This is a genomic window from Paraburkholderia caffeinilytica, from assembly GCF_051027425.1.
Classification (GTDB): domain Bacteria; phylum Pseudomonadota; class Gammaproteobacteria; order Burkholderiales; family Burkholderiaceae; genus Paraburkholderia; species Paraburkholderia caffeinilytica_A.
The window spans coordinates 2784884-2798512 of record NZ_CP186552.1; the positions used below are offsets into that span (position 1 = coordinate 2784884).

Annotated in this window: 13 protein-coding genes; 1 reads left to right on the top strand and 12 read right to left on the bottom strand. The window is 62.1% G+C overall.

Going from position 1 to position 13629, the window contains the following annotated elements; genetic code table 11:
* Position 1 precedes the first annotated feature (1 nt).
* From ACOSV0_RS12235 to ACOSV0_RS12265, 7 genes are all read right to left on the bottom strand, one after another.
* On the bottom strand, positions 2-1660 hold the full coding sequence (locus ACOSV0_RS12235; RefSeq protein ID WP_434106446.1) for an FAD-dependent oxidoreductase: 1659 nt from the start codon (positions 1658-1660) through the stop codon (positions 2-4).
* A gap of 38 nt (positions 1661-1698) precedes the next feature.
* Positions 1699-2760, bottom strand: coding sequence for a cupin domain-containing protein (locus ACOSV0_RS12240; RefSeq protein ID WP_434106447.1), 1062 nt, complete (start codon positions 2758-2760; stop codon positions 1699-1701).
* 52 nt (positions 2761-2812) lie between these two features.
* A complete protein-coding gene (locus ACOSV0_RS12245) occupies positions 2813-3748 on the bottom strand; it encodes an electron transfer flavoprotein subunit alpha/FixB family protein (protein ID WP_434110256.1) in 936 nt (311 codons plus the stop codon).
* A 22-nt stretch (positions 3749-3770) separates the two neighbouring features.
* Complete coding sequence (locus tag ACOSV0_RS12250) at positions 3771-4520, bottom strand: electron transfer flavoprotein subunit beta/FixA family protein (protein WP_434106448.1); 750 nt, start codon at positions 4518-4520, stop codon at positions 3771-3773.
* A gap of 41 nt (positions 4521-4561) precedes the next feature.
* On the bottom strand, positions 4562-5656 hold the full coding sequence (locus ACOSV0_RS12255) for an acyl-CoA dehydrogenase family protein (RefSeq protein WP_434106449.1): 1095 nt from the start codon (positions 5654-5656) through the stop codon (positions 4562-4564).
* A gap of 83 nt (positions 5657-5739) precedes the next feature.
* Positions 5740-6534, bottom strand: coding sequence for an SDR family NAD(P)-dependent oxidoreductase (locus tag ACOSV0_RS12260; RefSeq protein ID WP_434106450.1), 795 nt, complete (start codon positions 6532-6534; stop codon positions 5740-5742).
* Positions 6535-6629: 95 nt separating this feature from the next.
* On the bottom strand, positions 6630-7505 hold the full coding sequence (locus ACOSV0_RS12265) for an enoyl-CoA hydratase/isomerase family protein (protein WP_434106451.1): 876 nt from the start codon (positions 7503-7505) through the stop codon (positions 6630-6632).
* 250 nt (positions 7506-7755) lie between these two features.
* Between ACOSV0_RS12265 and ACOSV0_RS12270 the strand changes: the two genes are divergently transcribed.
* Positions 7756-8559, top strand: a complete 804-nt coding sequence (locus ACOSV0_RS12270; RefSeq protein WP_434106452.1) for a FadR/GntR family transcriptional regulator — start codon at positions 7756-7758, stop codon at positions 8557-8559.
* Positions 8560-8666: 107 nt separating this feature from the next.
* Here the strand turns inward: ACOSV0_RS12270 and ACOSV0_RS12275 are convergent, their stop codons facing one another.
* The 5 genes from ACOSV0_RS12275 to ACOSV0_RS12295 are packed head-to-tail and all read right to left on the bottom strand — an operon-like array spanning position 8667 to position 13535.
* Positions 8667-10094 (bottom strand): FAD-dependent oxidoreductase, encoded by a 1428-nt coding sequence (locus ACOSV0_RS12275; RefSeq protein WP_434106453.1) that lies wholly within the window; start codon positions 10092-10094, stop codon positions 8667-8669.
* Between the two features lie 34 nt (positions 10095-10128).
* Complete coding sequence (locus ACOSV0_RS12280) at positions 10129-10839, bottom strand: ABC transporter ATP-binding protein (protein ID WP_434106454.1); 711 nt, start codon at positions 10837-10839, stop codon at positions 10129-10131.
* Positions 10826-11647, bottom strand: coding sequence for an ABC transporter ATP-binding protein (locus ACOSV0_RS12285; RefSeq protein ID WP_434106455.1), 822 nt, complete (start codon positions 11645-11647; stop codon positions 10826-10828). Before ACOSV0_RS12285 ends, ACOSV0_RS12280 begins: the two co-directional genes overlap by 14 nt.
* Complete coding sequence (locus ACOSV0_RS12290; RefSeq protein ID WP_434106456.1) at positions 11644-12657, bottom strand: branched-chain amino acid ABC transporter permease; 1014 nt, start codon at positions 12655-12657, stop codon at positions 11644-11646. Before ACOSV0_RS12290 ends, ACOSV0_RS12285 begins: the two co-directional genes overlap by 4 nt.
* Complete coding sequence (locus tag ACOSV0_RS12295; RefSeq protein WP_434106457.1) at positions 12654-13535, bottom strand: branched-chain amino acid ABC transporter permease; 882 nt, start codon at positions 13533-13535, stop codon at positions 12654-12656. Before ACOSV0_RS12295 ends, ACOSV0_RS12290 begins: the two co-directional genes overlap by 4 nt.
* Between the last annotated feature and the right edge of the window lie 94 nt (positions 13536-13629).

Consider the following 13629-nt stretch of genomic DNA (forward strand, 5'->3'; position numbering starts at 1 on the left):
TTCAAACCGCGCTCTGCTGCGCTAACGGCATCGTGTCCATCTTCGTACAGACCGAGCCACGCACCGTATCGATCAGCGCGAGCGGGTCAACCGGCAATTCGTCGCCACGCCACGCGACCTGTCCGTCCGGTCGTACGAGCACCAGACGCCGTTCGTACAGCCGGCGCGCTTCTTCGTTATCGATGTCGAGCGACTTGAACGGCACGTGACGCAGGGCCGCGGCCTCGCGCAGTACCTCGCTCTCCGTCGCCGCGGGCGAGAAGCACAACAGCACAAACTCCTTGCCGAAGAAGTCGAGCGTCGACTTGCCTTCCGCCAGCCAGATATGTGGCGCGCGAGAGCCAGGACGTGCGGTCTGCACGTATATCGAGACTTCGTCGGCCGGTTGTGGCGTGCCGTCGGGGACGATGATTGGCGAGCCTTCGTACATGTAACCGAGGTGAATGCCGATCGAGAACCACTCCCGCTTCATCAACTCGGTGTACTGATTGCCGAACTCAATGCGTGCGGCTTCGGAGCCGGGACCGTCCTCGAAAATTTCCTTCGAAGGCGATAGCACTCGCGGTGACAGCATCCGTTTGAGATTACCCGTAGCCTCGGCAACGTTGCGGATCGCGACGGGTCGCTGTTCCGTCTCATAGGTTGCGAGCAGATGCTCGCCGCCCCAGCCCTGCAACGTCGCGGCGAGCTTCCACGACAGATTGACCGCGTCCTGAATGCCCGTGTTCATGCCGAACCCACCGGTGGGGGAAGTCAGATGCGCTGCATCGCCCGCGACAAACACGCGCTTCGTCCCGTAGCTGTCCGCCACCAGTTGCCGGCGCACCCAGGGCAGCATCGACAGAATCTCGAAGTCGAACTCGCGGCCCACCGCGCGAATGATCGCGGCACGCATCTGCTCTTCGGTCAGCGTGAGCCGGGTTTCGTCGCCGACCAGCGAGAAACGCCATTGGTCCCGGCCATTAATGGCCACGAGCGTCGCCCATGTTCCCTCGGGGCCGATGAAGATGTAGCGGTATGCGGGTTTCTTGTCATGCAGCGCTTCGAGGTTGTCGCTGCGGAACACTACGTTGGTGGTGTACGTCAGCGTCGGCTCGCCGGTCATGCCGATGCCGAGCGCCTGGCGCACAACACTTGCGCCACCGTCCGAGCCGACCAGGTAGCTTGCCTCGATGACCGACTCTTCGCCGGTATTCACGTCCCGCACCCTGGCGACGACTCCGTCCGCGTTCTCGCTGAATCCCAGCAGTTCCGTGTTGTAACGAATATCGACGCCCTTCTGCTGTTGCGCGAAGCGGCGCAGGACCGGGTCGAAGAAATTCTGCGGACAGCGTTCACGCTTCTGCGGACTCTGCGGCGGGCACTTTTCGTCCTGCGGACTCGGGAACACTTCCCGGCCGAATTCGTAGCCGCTCAGTCCCGTCACCCATGCGCAATCCTGCGGATAGGCGCGGTTATAGCCTGCGTCGTGCACCCACGGCACGATGCCCCAGCGCCGGCAATATTCCATGGTGCGAACGCCGACCATGTCCATTTTGGGCTGAATCACCTGACCATCGCTGCGTTCGATCAGCGTGCACGGCACGCCGCGAAAACCCAGGTCGCCGGCGAGTGCCAGTCCGATCGGGCCAGCGCCCACAATCAATACGGGTGTTTGCATCTACAGTCTCCCAGTGTTTATCGACTTTCCCAGTTCCGTCATGCCGGCGCCAGATCAACGGCCTCTTCGCGGTATAGGCCGAGCTTGCGCAGCGCCGGAATATCGTTGACCTGAAACAGCATCGCGGGCGTCGCGCCGGAGCGGTTAATATGCTCGTGCACCGCCCACGGCGGAATGGCCATGAAGTCTCCCGCGCCCCACTCGAACGTCGTGCCGTTCACGATAGTGGCGCCTTTGCCGCGCATGACGTAATAGACGACGCTGCCGGTATGGCGATGCGCCTTCGTATGCATGCCCGGTCGCAACGATTGCAACACCGTGCCAATGGTCGGCAGCGCCGAACCGCCTGTGAGCGGATTGACGTATTCGAGTGCCGTGTCGTCGAACGGGTCGGGCGGCAAGTCGCCGGCGAGGCGCAGCGCTTCCTGCGCGCGTGCGGCCGGATAGACGAGCAGTGGATTGAGTGCCGGTACGTTCGTATCGTTGAGCGGGCGCATGATCGCGCTGCCGTAGCGGCGATACGAATGATCGGGAATCTCCAGCACGGGCTGGCGCGGCGCCGCGGAGCCTTCGAAGAAGGTCGCGTGCATCGAACGCACCAGCGAAATGTCGAGCACATCGAGCCAGATCATCGGCTTGTCGCCCTTGTGCTCGTGATCGTGCCAGGCCCAGGCCGGGGTGAGCACCAGATCACCTTCGTTCATCTCGTAGCGCTCGCCATCGACGATCGTGTCGGCGCCTCGCCCTTGCATGATGAAACGTAGCGCGCTTGCCGTATGACGATGGGCCGTGGCGATCTCGCCCGGCAGGATGTACTGGATCGAGGCCCAGATCGTCGGCGTGGTGCCAAACGGCAAGCCGCGATTGGCGAGGCGCAGGGTCCGGCGCTGACCGCCGGCTTCCAGCTTGATGCTCGCGCCGATCTTTTCGAGCAGGCGCGCGAGGTCGGTGGCTTTCCAGTGGGCTGCCTGCATCGTCGATTGCGGCTCGCGCGTGAAGAGCGGGCCGTCGGTAGGCTGGGCAATCCGGCAGTTATGGCTATCCAGCTCGTCGACGAGCGCCTGGCGTTGTGCGGTGTCCGACATGACTGTCTCGCTCATGGCAACTCCGGTGTAGTTGTGTCAGTAGGGCGTGGCGGTTATGAAACGATCGCTATTCCAGCGTACTGACCAGGGCCGGCACGACCGTGAACAGATCGCCAATCAGACCGTAGTCAGCGACGCTGAAAATCGGCGCTTCTTCGTCCTTGTTGATCGCGACGATCACCTTCGAGTCCTTCATACCCGCCAAGTGCTGGATCGCACCGGAGATGCCGACGGCCACGTACAGTTGCGGCGCCACGATCTTGCCGGTCTGGCCGACCTGATAGTCGTTCGGCACGAAGCCCGCATCGACCGCTGCGCGCGAGGCGCCCAGCGCTGCGTTCAGCTTGTCGGCCAGCGGTTCGAGAACTTTGGTGTAGTTTTCGCCATTGCCCAGACCGCGGCCACCCGAGACGATGATCTTCGCCGAGGTCAGTTCCGGACGGTCCAGCTTCGTCACTTCACGGTTCACGAACTGCGACAGGCCGCTGTCGGCTGCGGCTTCGATCTTCTCGACCGAAGCGCCGCCGCCTTCGGCTGCGACGGCGTCGAAACCGGTCGTACGGACCGTGATGACCTTGATCGGATCTTGAGATTGAACGGTAGCGATTGCGTTACCCGCGTAGATCGGACGCTCGAACGTATCTGCGCTGTCCACTGCGGTGATGTCGCTGATCTGCGCGACGTCCAGCTTCGCGGCGATACGCGGCGCGATGTTCTTACCGTAGGCGGTTGCCGGCGTGAGGATGTGCGAATAGTCCTTCGCGATATTCAGCACCGTTGCTTCGACGTTTTCTGCGAGACCTGCCTCGAGTTGCGGCGCGTCGGCGAGCAGGACCTTCGAAACACCTGCAATCTTCGCTGCCGCATCCGCCGCAGCTTGCGCGTTGTGACCTGCCACCAGCACATGAATATCGCCACCGATCTTCTGCGCGGCGGCAATCGTGTTCAGCGTCGCGGCCTTGATCGATGCGTTGTCGTGTTCTGCTATTACAAGATTCACCAGATTCGTCATTTCGTCCGTCTCCTCACAGCACCTTGGCTTCGGTCTTCAGCTTCTCGACCAGCGTCCTCACATCCGCCACCTTCACACCGGCGGAGCGCTTCGGCGGCTCGACGACTTTCAGCGTCTTCAGGCGCGGCGTCACATCGACACCGAGGTCTTCCGGCTTGACGACTTCCAGCGGCTTCTTCTTCGCCTTCATGATGTTCGGCAGCGTCACGTAGCGCGGCTCGTTCAGACGCAGGTCGGTCGTGATCACGGCGGGCAGACTCAGCGACAGCGTTTCGGCGCCGCCGTCCACTTCGCGCGACACGGTTGCTTTACCGTCCGCCACGACAACCTTCGATGCGAACGTTGCCTGCGACAGGTTCGCCAGTGCAGCCAGCATCTGGCCGGTCTGATTCGAATCGTCGTCGATGGCCTGTTTGCCGAGAATGATCAGCGAAGGCTGTTCCTTGTCGACCAGTGCCTTGAGCAGCTTGGCGACCGCCAGCGGCTGCAGGTCTTCGCCCGACTCGATCAGGATCGCGCGGTCCGCACCGATCGCGAGCGCCGTGCGCAGCGTTTCCTGCGCCTGCGTCACGCCTGCCGACACGGCGATCACTTCGGTCGCCACGCCCGCTTCGCGCAGACGCACGGCTTCCTCCACCGCGATTTCATCGAACGGATTCATCGACATCTTCACGTTGGCCAGATCGAATCCGCTGCCATCACTTTTGACACGCGGCTTGATGTTGTAGTCGAGCACCCGCTTTACGGCGACCATCACCTTCATGTGTTCCCTCTCCGTCCCGATCCTGATTTCATCCGGCGTTCTCATGCACTGAGCAAACGGCGCGCAACGATCAGCCGGTGAATCTCATTCGTGCCTTCGATAATCTGGTTCAGTTTCGCGTCGCGCATCATCCGTTCGACGGGAAATTCTTTCGAGTAACCGTAACTGCCCAGGACTTGCACAGCCTCGGTCGTTACTTCCATCGCGATGTCGGTGACGAAGCACTTGGTCATCGACGCGAGCATATTCAGCCGCGAGTGGTCGCCTGAATCGATCTCATCGCAGCAGTTGTAGAGCAGATTGCGCGCGGCCTCGACCTTGATCGCCATATCGGCGAGCTTGAACTGCATGCCCTGAAATTCGGCGATCGCGCGGCCGAACTGCTTGCGCTCCTTCGCGTACGCCACCGAAACATCGAGCGCACCCTGCGCCAGTCCAAGCGAGGTCGCCGCTATCGTCGGCCGGTTCAGGTCCAGCACTTTCATGCACGCCTTGAACCCCTCGCCTTCCGCTCCAATCATGCAATCGGCGCCGACGCGCATATCGTCGAAGAACAGTTCGTGATTAGGCGCGCCGTGCCGCCCCATCTTGTGTTCCTTACGACCGAGCCGGAACCCCGCCGTCTTCGTATCGACCAGAAACGCGCTGATGCCGTCGGAGCCGCTCGCGTCCGACGTACGCGCGAACAGCAACACGTAATGCGCATGACCGCCCCACGTGATCCAGTTCTTCTGACCGTTGATCACATAGGAGTCGCCGTCTTTTCGGGCACGCGTGCGAATCGACGACACGTCGGAGCCTGCCTGCGGTTCGGTCACCGCGATTGCGGAAACCAGGCGCCCTTCGGCTGCCAGTGGCAACCAGCGCTTCTTCTGCTCTTCCGTGCCGAAATGCAGCAGCGGCAGCACAAAAGAAATCGAGTTATTGCCGCACAGCGTGGCTGCCGCGAGCGAGACCTTGGCGATCTCTTCTTTCACGACGCACACAGTCTTGAGGTTCCCGCCCGGGCCGCCGTATTCCTCCGGCAACCACAATTGCAGCAGCCCCATATCGCCCATCACCGGCACCAGTTCAGCCGGAAAACGATCCTCCGCTTCCATACCCGCCACCAGCGGCACGATATGCTTCTGGACCATCTTGCGGACTGAATCCTGAATCGAAACCAACTCTTCACTTAGCCGCATCATCATTCCTCTATCGGTACTGTTGGATCACGCTATCAATAGCTTGGGAACGACAGGCCGCCGTTGATGCTCAAGGTGGAACCCGACACCTGATCGGACTCTTTGCTGGACAGATAGAGGATGTATTCCGCGAGGTCCTCCGCCGAATTCAGCTTGAACTTGACTCGCTGCTCGGCTTTGGTAAAAGCCTTGACGATCACCTCCTGCGAGCCTGCTTCTTTCGCGGCGAGAAAGCGATCGTGTGCCGGTGTGCCGGTAGTGAGCGTGGTCGCCACCGAATTGATCCGGATACCCAGGTGAGCCAATTCCGCACCGAGTGCGCGAGTCAAAAACATGATCGAAGCGCCGGCCGCGCCGATCATCGATTCGCTCGGCGTCGGAATGCGCGCGGCGTCTGTGGTAATCAGAACGATCTTTCCATATTGCTGCTCGCGCATGAATTTGGTCGCTGCATGCACCGCGTTCAGGCGTGGCATCAGACGGCTCGTCAGACAGGCAATCCCTTCATCCGGCGCCATGTCGACAAAGAGTTTCGGCTTCGGCTCACGCGGACCGCCGCTCGCCACGACGATGTCGACCTTGCCGAAGCGCTTTGCAGCCGCCGCGACGGCCTGCTCGATACCCTCATAGGTCAGCAGGTCACTATTGACGAACACCCGCTCGCCGTCGAACCCTCGGCACTCGTCGATCAGCGATGCCGCCGCCGCTTCGTCGCGCCCCTGAATCACGACGCTCGCGCCGCTTTGCGCGAGTTTCAGAACGCTGGCGCGTCCAATTCCTTTCGTTCCGCCTAGCACGACGGCGGACGCCCCACTCAGATCCGTAAGCATGGTGGTACCTGTCTCCCAACGATTCGTTTTCAGACGCACCGGCAACGACCGCCGCGATTCCGGTGCGTGAGCGATTCAGCGGCTTTCAGCGGCGATCACTTGCTGGATTCTTCTTCGCCATAGCGCGTTTCGCGCGCGTGTGCGGCGCCCGTCACGCCCTTGTTGCGACGCTCTTTCATAAAGTTGTGTTCGTCGCTTTCGTAGCGGATGTTGGTACCGAGCGCGTGCATCACATAGCCGTGGACGAACTGCGAGGTCATGCCCAGCGAATCCAGCGCGAGATGATTGGCGGCTTTGCCGATCGCGATTGCGTCGCGCGGCAGGCGCACGATTCGCTCCGCCCACTCCTCACCGGCTTCCACAAGCTGGGCCGCAGGCACGGCTTTGTTCACGAGCCCCATGCGTTCGGCCTCGATACCGTTCACCACTTCGCCGAGCAGCAGGAGCTCGCGTGCTTTCTTCGGCCCCATGGCGAGAATGTTCCAGCTGGTCAGATAGGCCGCGCCCGCCAGCCCCATTTTCTGTTCGGGGTGGCCGATCTTCGCGTCTTCAGCGGCAATCGCCAGATCGCTGGCTTCGACGATATACAGTCCGGCGCCCACGCAATAACCTTGTACGAGCGACAACGTCGGCTTCACGCAGTACAGGATCTGACGGAACTGTTCGACATGGCGCTTATCGAAGTGCAGCCGCGCGCGCTGGCTCGGCCGGCGTGCACCCGGCTCCTTTGAAAAACCGTACTCCGCGCCGCCGACCTGGCCCAGATCGTGGCCCGTGGAAAAATCGCGCCCTTCGCCGCGGAAAACGATGACGCGTACGTCGTCGTCGCGTTCGGCCCGCTCCATGTGCTCCATCAGCCGATCGAACATCTCGTACGTCAGCGCATTGCGCTTTTCGTCACGGCAGAACGTGATATATGCGCGACCGTCCTTTGCCTCGTACCTGACTGCGTCCCTCAGATCATCACTCATCGCTCGTCCCTGTCCTTAGGTTGTCTCGTCCATACCGGAAGCGCCGGAACACGCCCGGCGATCATTGCTTTTTTGCCGCCTTTTAATTTGGTCCATTGGATGAACCTTTGAAATATAGTCATGCAACTTGAAGGCGATGTCAAGTCAGGAAATCGCCAGGTGCTTCCCGCGTTCTGGGCGCGGGTATTGCTCACTTGAAGAATCGGCCGCCGGAGGTTAGGATTTCAGCAAACCGTGAATGGATTAATCATTGAAAACCGCTAAAACCCTCGCTCAGACGTCGAAATCGCAAAACGCCGCCGGCTCGGCTGACGCTCCCGCCGCCCGAGTGCGCCCGGCACCGGCTTATGCACCGGTGCAGACCCGGCGCGCGTTCGAGGCCGTTGCCGACCAGATTCGCGAGCAGCTGCAAAGCGGCGCGCTGCAACCGGGCGACCGCCTGCCGCCGGAGCGCGATCTGGCCGAACAGTTCAGCCTGAGCCGCAACACGGTGCGCGAAGCGCTGCGCTCGCTGGAAATGGCCGGCGTGCTCGAGTTCCGCAAAGGTGCAACGGGCGGTGCGTTTGTTCGCGAGGGGCACGGCGACGCGGTGATCGCCGGTTTTGCCGACCTGTTCCGCCTGGGCGCCATCCAGCCGGCGGATCTGACCGAAGCCCGGTTGATCGTCGGCGTGGCGGCCACCCGGCTGGCCTGCGAGCGCGGTACGGAAGAAGACTTCGCGGCCTTGCGTGAAAATGTTCGTGAAAGCGAACTTGCGGTGGCAAACGGCGATGTGCAGCAACGCCTGCGTATCAATCTGGAATTTCACCGGCTGGTGGCGCGCGCCGCACGCAACCCGGTGCTGGTCATTCTTACGGATGCGCTGATCGAAATTCACGAGCAAATGCTCGAGCTTGTCTCACCTGCGCCTGATAGCGCGGTCATGCCGTCGCGCCGCCGTCTGCTGAAATACTTTGCCGCGCGGGACGAGGAAAAGGCCGCAGCGGAAATGGAAACGCACCTGCGCTCGCTGCAAAAGCACTATCTCGCCCAGCAGGGCGAATTGAAACGCTGACCACGCGCGCTGTGCTTGAAGGCACAAGTGGCGTAGTGGGCGAGGCGGCACTGCACGCAAGCGCCGCCAGCTGACACGACATACTCAGGAACCGTCCGTCAGCAACCTCAGGCTGCCGCCAGCAACGCACGTTTCGCCGCTTCGGCTGATCGCAGACCGAACACCGCCGCCTTCATCAGTCCGCCCACATAGCCTGAATTGACGCCACCTTCGATGCCGCCGGTCGTCGCTCCGGCCGCGTACAGGCCGGTAATTGCGCGACGTTCGTTGTCGAGTACCGCACCATCCGCATTGATCGCAATGCCGCCCATCGTATAGGTGATGCCGGCACATAGCGGGATTGCCAGAAAACCGGGACCGTTGATTGGCGCCGCGCCGGTTGCCAGCGTAGCCGGCTTGACCGTACGTGGCGGCGACAGGCCGGCGAGGCGGCCGGCGGCGAGCGCGGCGTTGTAGTCGTGCACCGTGTCGCGCAGCGCCACCGCGTCCATCCCGAGTTGAGCAGCCAGATACCCAAGATCAGGCGCTCGGTAAATTCTCGCGCCGAGCCGCTCCAGCGCGGGATTTGGCGGTAGCAGGAACGCGCGGCCCGCGCCCTCCCAGATCGCGTCGTCGATGATCACAAACGAAGACAAAGGTTCGTCCAATGTTGCAATGGCGTTGGCCACCGCGACGCCGCCGAGCCCTTCGTCGGCGAAACGGCGACCTGCGCCATCCACCACGATGCCCGACGACGCCACGATATCCAGCACCGGATAAGGCCACAGCGACTCATTCTCGAGCGCCTGCGCGTGCTGCACATGGCCGTAGAATTTGTCCATGCCCGTCAGCAGCGCGCCCGCGGCTTGCGCCATGCGAATACCGTCGCCCATGCCGGTGCCCGCACCGCGCTTGCAAAGCTGGTCCGGACGCGGCGAGATGTACTGCCTGACCATCTCCGCATTGCCGGAGAAGCCACCGTCGGCAAGCAATACGGCGCTCGCTTCGATCAGGTGGGTCGAGCCGTCTGTCTGGCGCACCCACACTCCCTTGCAGCGATCGCCGACCATGTGCAGTTGCTGGGCGCGTGCGCCACGCATGAAGCGCCCGCCCGCCGCCACCAGCGAAGCCTCGAGCCGGGCCAGCAGCAGATCGCAGCCTTTGCCACGCCAATGATTCTGGAAGCCGGTTTCGCGCAGGCTGAACGGCTTGAGCATGTGCCCCATGAAGGCATATTCCCCACCGCTGCCGAATTCCGCGCCATGCCGGCTCAGCCATTCGACGACGCGTGGCCCGTCGACAGCCAGTGCGGTGGCAAGCGCCTGATCCCGCAGGCCCGCGCTGGCGTCGACGATTGCGCGGCGCAACGCCTCTGTCCCCGCCGACACGTCCAGAAACGCGAGGTGAAACACCCCGCCGGCATAGCGTGAATTCGCGGCGTAGCGCTCTTCACGCCCGGCTTCGAGCAACACGACCGAAAGACCCGATTCGGTCGCCCGATTGGCGGCCACCAGTCCGGCAAGCCCTGCGCCTACGACAACGAAATCAGCGCTCAACGATGTCTCCGACATGAACTCGACTCCCTCTGGCCTAGCCGAGATAGGACTGATGGATGGCTTCGTGGCCGCGCAGCGATTCGCCGGTGCCCTGCGCCGCGATATGGCCGACCGACAGCACATAGCCGTAATCGGAGAGCGCCAGCGCTTCGTCCGCATGCTGTTCGACGAGCAGGATCGTGAGGCCGGTCTTGCGCAGCACCTGCAACACCCCGAAGAGCCGTTCGACCACCAGCGGCGCCAGGCCCAAAGACGGCTCGTCAAGCAGAAGCAGTCTGGGATCCGCCATCAGCGCGCGGCCCATCGCCACCATCTGCTGCTCGCCGCCGCTCAGGCTGATGGTGCGCTGGTCGGCCCGCTCTTTCAGCTTCGGAAACAGGTCGTATACATACTCGAGGCGGTCACGGTATAGCGATGCTTCGCGCCGATGCCGCAACCGATGGAAACCGAGGCGCAGGTTCTCAGTCACCGTCAGCGCGGTAAACAGCTGTCGTCCTTCCGGCACCTGGACGATACCGAGTTCGACCACCTGGGGCGCCGATAGCTTGACGATGTCCTCGCCGTCGAATGTAATCGATCCGGCGTTCACATCGACCAGCCGCGAAATCGCATTGATCAGCGTGGATTTACCCGCGCCATTCGCACCGACCGCCGACACGATCGACCCTTGCTTTATCTCCAGCGAGAGGCCATGCAAGGCCTCGGTGCCTTTGTACCCCGCCCGCAGTCCGTCAATTTTTAGCATGTGCGCCTCCGGTTCCCAGATACGCCTCGATCACCTTCGGATTGCTCTGGATGGAGGCGGCGTCGCCCTCGGCGATCTTCGCACCGTGATCGAGCACCACGATTCGATGGCACAGTCCCATGATGAAACCGATATCGTGTTCGACGATCAGAATCGTTAGTCCGCCGTCGTTCAGTTGACGCAACATGCGGCCGAGTCCAGCGGTTTCCTGATCGTTCAGACCGGCGGCCGGCTCGTCGAGCAGCAGAATGCCCGGCTCGCTCGCCAACGCCCGCGCGATCTCCACCAGACGCTGCTGTCCATGCGGCAAGTGAGAAATCAGATCGTGGGCGCGCTGCGCCAGGCCGACGAACTCGAGTAGTTCCATCGCGCGCTTCGCGCAACGCCGTTCGTCAGCCACCACCCTCCGGAAGCGCAACAGCGAAGACAGGAAACCATCCACCAGTTGCGGATGAAAGCCGAGCATCACGTTCTCGAGCACGGTCAGTCCGCTGAACAGCCTGACTATCTGGAACGTGCGCGCCATGCCCATCGCGCTGCGCTTATGCAGAGGCTGACGGGTGACGTTCTGCTGTTTGAAGACGATGTCGCCTGAAGTGGGCGTGTCCACACCGGTGATCAGGTTGAAGGTGGTCGACTTACCCGCGCCGTTCGGGCCGATCAAACCAATCGCTTCACCCTGGCGCACTTCGAACGACACCTGGTCGACGGCGAGCAAACCGCCGAAGCGCTTCATGCAACCCTGTATCGCCATGAGTTCCGGCGTGCCGACGATGGGCGTGCGCTGTTCGGAAGACTGTCCTCTCATTGTCCAACTCCTTTCTTGACAGCCGGCACGCGCGGCGCGGGCCGCCGAAACAGACGGCCACGCGGCAGACGGCTTTGCGAACCCAGCAGGCCGGACAGTCCATTGGGCAGGAAGATCAGGAATAGCAGCAGGCACAGTCCATACACGAGTGTCTGCAATTCACCGAAACGCGTGAGCAACTGCGGCGCGGCGACGACCACAATCGACCCGAGCACCGGCCCATATCGCGTCCCGAGACCGCCAACCACCGCGATCGTCAGCATTGACACGAGCACGGGAAATTCGCCCATGCTCGGGCTCACCTGCTGGCTGACGACGGAGAACCCGATACCCGCCAGACCCGCGAGCACAGCGCTCAGCACGAATACACGCAGCTTCTGGACGGAGACGTTCACGCCGAGCGCGGCGGCCGCTTTTTCATCGTCACGGATAGCCTGAAGCGAGCGCCCCAGATGACTCGACACGATGAAATTCTGCAGCAGCAGCACGAGCGCGGTGACGACCACGATCACGTAGTACAACGTCAAGCGGTCCACGGGTATGTCGCCGATCGTCAGCGCGGGAATCAGCAGACCCGCAGTGCCGCCCGTCACCTCGATCCAGCGATTCGCCACCCCCGCGATCACAATGCCAAAGCACAGCGTCGCCATTGCCAGATAGTGCGTGCGTAGCCGCAGAAGCGGCACACCGATCATCAGCGCAACGAGCGCGCAGATCACGAGACTCGCGGGCAACGCACCCAGCGCGGAAAACTTCGCATTCAGTTGCAGCAGCGCGTAGCCATAAGCGCCGATTGCGAAGAACCCTTGATGCCCCATCGCGATCTGCCCGGCGTATCCGTAGAGCAGATTGAAGCCGACGCTCAGGATCGCGTAGATGCAGATCAGCGAAATCAGCCTCAACTGGAATCCGGTGCTCAGCAACATCGGCGCCACCAGCGCAGCGGCGAGGAGGATGAGGAATGGCGCCTTGACCGACCACAAGGTGGATTGAAGGGATGCTGTTTTCATCGCCGGACTGCCTCGAAATCGCCCAGGAGTCCATACGGCCGGATCAACAGGACGAGCAGGATTAACAGAAAGATGATCGGCTCCGCATAAAGGCTGCTGCCATACCCCGCCACGAATGCCTCCAGAATGCCGATGACAATGCCACCCGCCGCCGCAGCGAACGGACTGCCCAGACCGCCGAGAATCGCCGCCATGAATCCTTTGACGGTGAGGTCGACGCCCATGGACGCCTGGCCGCCCAGCAGCGGCCCGATAAGAACGCCGGCAATGCCGCTCACGAGCGCGCTGAAGAGAAAGCCGAACCGCACGATTCGCGACGAACGGATGCCCATCAACTGCGCGATACGTGGTTGCGCACCGGTCGCCCGCACGCACAGGCCGAAACTCGTGCGGTACAGCAGAAACCACGTTGCCACCAGGAATACGACGAACGCAATGACGATCGCCAGTTGCTGCTGGTTGGTGACGAGCGGCCCGAGCGTGATGGGCTTCATGGACAGAATGTTCGGTACGAATAGCTGATCGGCGCCCCAGATCAGCAACGCAACGCCGCTTGCAATAATTGCCGCGGCGAGTGTGCCGATCATGATCGTAAGCGGCGGCGCACCGCGCTTGACCAGCGGCCGGTACACGGCGAATTCGAGTATCAGCGCACACACCAGCACGACGGCGATCACGGCGACGAGTGCGACCGGTGTCGGCAGATTGCAGGTCACCATGAAGAAGATCGCCGACATCGTGCCGATCATCACGAAATCGCCCTGTGCGAAATTGATGACGCGGTTCGTGCCGTAGATCAGCGATAACGAAAGACCGATCAAACCGTAAACGCTGCCATTGGTTAGACCGGCTAGCAACAAGACACTGATTTTGTCCATGAGCAAGACCCTCGTTGGAACTACCCGAATCTGGTGTGAAACATCGAGGCGAGCGCCGGGTTGCAATGCGCGCCTCTTTCGACAACGCTGCGGT

Excerpts from the sequence above, each read along its gene's own strand:
- ACOSV0_RS12295 (WP_434106457.1), bottom strand. The coding sequence starts at position 13,535 with ATGGACAAAATCAGTGTCTTGTTGCTAGCCGGTCTAACCAATGGCAGC.
- ACOSV0_RS12265 (WP_434106451.1), bottom strand. The coding sequence starts at position 7,505 with ATGAGTGATGATCTGAGGGACGCAGTCAGGTACGAGGCAAAGGACGGT.
- ACOSV0_RS12290 (WP_434106456.1), bottom strand. The coding sequence starts at position 12,657 with ATGAAAACAGCATCCCTTCAATCCACCTTGTGGTCGGTCAAGGCGCCA.
- ACOSV0_RS12250 (WP_434106448.1), bottom strand. The coding sequence starts at position 4,520 with ATGAAGGTGATGGTCGCCGTAAAGCGGGTGCTCGACTACAACATCAAG.
- ACOSV0_RS12280 (WP_434106454.1), bottom strand. The coding sequence starts at position 10,839 with ATGCTAAAAATTGACGGACTGCGGGCGGGGTACAAAGGCACCGAGGCC.
- ACOSV0_RS12240 (WP_434106447.1), bottom strand. The coding sequence starts at position 2,760 with ATGAGCGAGACAGTCATGTCGGACACCGCACAACGCCAGGCGCTCGTC.
- ACOSV0_RS12260 (WP_434106450.1), bottom strand. The coding sequence starts at position 6,534 with ATGCTTACGGATCTGAGTGGGGCGTCCGCCGTCGTGCTAGGCGGAACG.
- ACOSV0_RS12285 (WP_434106455.1), bottom strand. The coding sequence starts at position 11,647 with ATGAGAGGACAGTCTTCCGAACAGCGCACGCCCATCGTCGGCACGCCG.
- ACOSV0_RS12255 (WP_434106449.1), bottom strand. The coding sequence starts at position 5,656 with ATGGTCCAGAAGCATATCGTGCCGCTGGTGGCGGGTATGGAAGCGGAG.
- ACOSV0_RS12235 (WP_434106446.1), bottom strand. The coding sequence starts at position 1,660 with ATGCAAACACCCGTATTGATTGTGGGCGCTGGCCCGATCGGACTGGCA.